This is a genomic window from Roseicyclus sp., assembly GCF_965662675.1.
GTDB lineage: Bacteria > Pseudomonadota > Alphaproteobacteria > Rhodobacterales > Rhodobacteraceae > Roseicyclus.
The window spans coordinates 1-2013 of sequence record NZ_CBFIIK010000183.1 but is presented as its reverse complement, the minus strand read 5'-3'; the positions used below and the strand labels follow the sequence as shown (position 1 = coordinate 2013).

Annotated in this window: 2 protein-coding genes; both read left to right on the top strand. The window is 66.0% G+C overall.

The genetic code is table 11. The annotated features are described in order from the left end of the window. Positions 1–167 precede the first annotated feature (167 nt). Positions 168–944, top strand: a complete 777-nt coding sequence (locus ACTG4J_RS15310; RefSeq protein WP_439140595.1) for a hypothetical protein — start codon at positions 168–170, stop codon at positions 942–944. Next, the coding region (locus ACTG4J_RS15305; RefSeq protein ID WP_439140594.1) for a sulfatase-like hydrolase/transferase at positions 944–2013 on the top strand (1070 nt) is incomplete at its 3' end. The genes ACTG4J_RS15310 and ACTG4J_RS15305, both read left to right, overlap by 1 nt.

The window sequence follows — 2013 nt, the reverse complement described above, 5'->3', positions numbered from 1 at the left end:
CAGGCCGTCTTGCTGCATTTGACCGCACGCGCCGAGGGGCTGCAACTGGCCTATGGCGCGGGGAGCGTTGGGGCCTTGCGCGATGATTGGGCCATGCCAAGCCGCACGGGCGCCATGCTGCATCGCTGGGCCTTGCCCGCGATCTTGGTCGTGACCGGGGGGCGGGCATGATCACGCTCGACACATATCTGCCGCAAGGGGCGCTTTGCGATGCCGAAGGGGCCTTGGCCGCCGCACTGGCCGATGATGGCGCGCACTGGTGGCAGGGATCGGGGCTGGTCGCGGATGCGGCGGGCAGCGTGACCGCTTGGCAGGCCAAGGGCACCGCGCCCCCCGCCCGCCCGACCGACCCCAACACCGGCAATGGCCGCATCGGCGAGGCGGGCGACCTGATCGGCCTGCAATGCCGGGCGGGTCTGCATTGCGGGATGGTGGCCCAAGATGTGACCGCCGATGCCAGCCACCTGACACTTGCCGCGCGCTACCTTCCGCCTTGGGGGGCCGAGGCCAAGACCATCGTGACGCTCAACACCGGGGGCGGCGCGAAAAAGACCGAAGGCGAGAATTACCTCTACCTCTCGGAAGCCGAGGGGCAGATCACCGTCAAGGACGACGTCGGTTTGGTTGAGGCGCATCTGCCCGCGCCACCGCAAGACGCGCCAAGGCTGGTCATGGTGACGCTTGTGGGCGCGCGGCTGAGCGTGGCGCTTTTGGGCGGGCCCGAGATCACGGCCACGGCACCCGACCCGATCCTGTCGGGCAAGGGGCATCTTTTCGTCGGCTGCCGCAACCAACGCCCCGGCCTGACCAAGACCTTGGGCGGCGCGCTCATCACCGATGTCTGGCTCTGGCACGGCCGGGCGCTCTTGGGATCGGACCGGGCCGAGGATCGCGCAAGCCGCCTGGCGCTCGAACGCTTCTGGCTCTGGACCGAGGGCGCGTGATGGGCTTTGAGCGCGCCACCATCGCCAAGGGCCATATCTGCGTGATCTGGGTCGATGATCTGATCGACGTTTTCACATGGCGCAATGCCTTTGGCCTGCGCATAAAGACCCCGAACCTCGACCGCTTCATGGCCCGCGCCGCGCGGTTTTCCAACGCCTACGCCACCGTGCCGCTCTGCGCCCCCTGCCGGGCCGAGGTGGCGACCGGCATCTCGCCCTTCCGCTCGGGCCTTGTCGATCTCAACCGCTTCTGGCGCGAGGTCTATCGCCCCGAAAAAGCTTGGGCCTATGATCTGCGTCGCGCGGGGTTTCACAATTTCACCACCGGCAAGGTGGACAGCAACTACCAACCCATGCCCGAGGAATACCGCCGCATCCTCTTTCACGCAGAACCCGCCGCCGACGACAGTGGCAAGCGCTCCCGCGTGAAAACCTACCTCGACCGCGGCCCGGGTATCAAAGGCGTGAACCACCCCAATGACGACGGGTCACAAGATGACCGCTTCTACGACTACCACGTCGCGCAAAACGCCATCGACCACGTCACACGCGCCGACCCCAGCCGCCGCCACCTGATCCAGCTTGGCTTCAAGCATCCGCATTACAACCTGATCACGCCCGACCGCTTCTACGCCCAATACGACCCCGCCCAGATCGTCTGGCCCGATATCGCGCATGCCGACGACTACCACGGCCCCCAACCCGGTTTCGCCGTTTACGAGGCCGCCTATATCGCCAATGGCCAATGGACGCCGGAAAAGGCCGGGGACGAAGCATGGCGCCAAGTCGTGCGCGCCTATTTCGCCGCCATCTCCCATATGGACCATGAGCTTGGCCGCTTCCTCACCGCGCTCGAAAACAGCGCCATCGGCCCCGATACCACCACGATCTTCTTCTCCGACAACGGCTTCAACCTCGGCACGCATGACAGCTTCCACAAGATGAGCCAGTGGGACAGCGCCGCCCATATCCCGCTGGGCATCCACCACCCATCCATGACCGAAGGCCGCGAAATCCCCCTCCCCGTTTCGCTCCACAACATCCCCAAGACGATCATGGACCTCGCGGG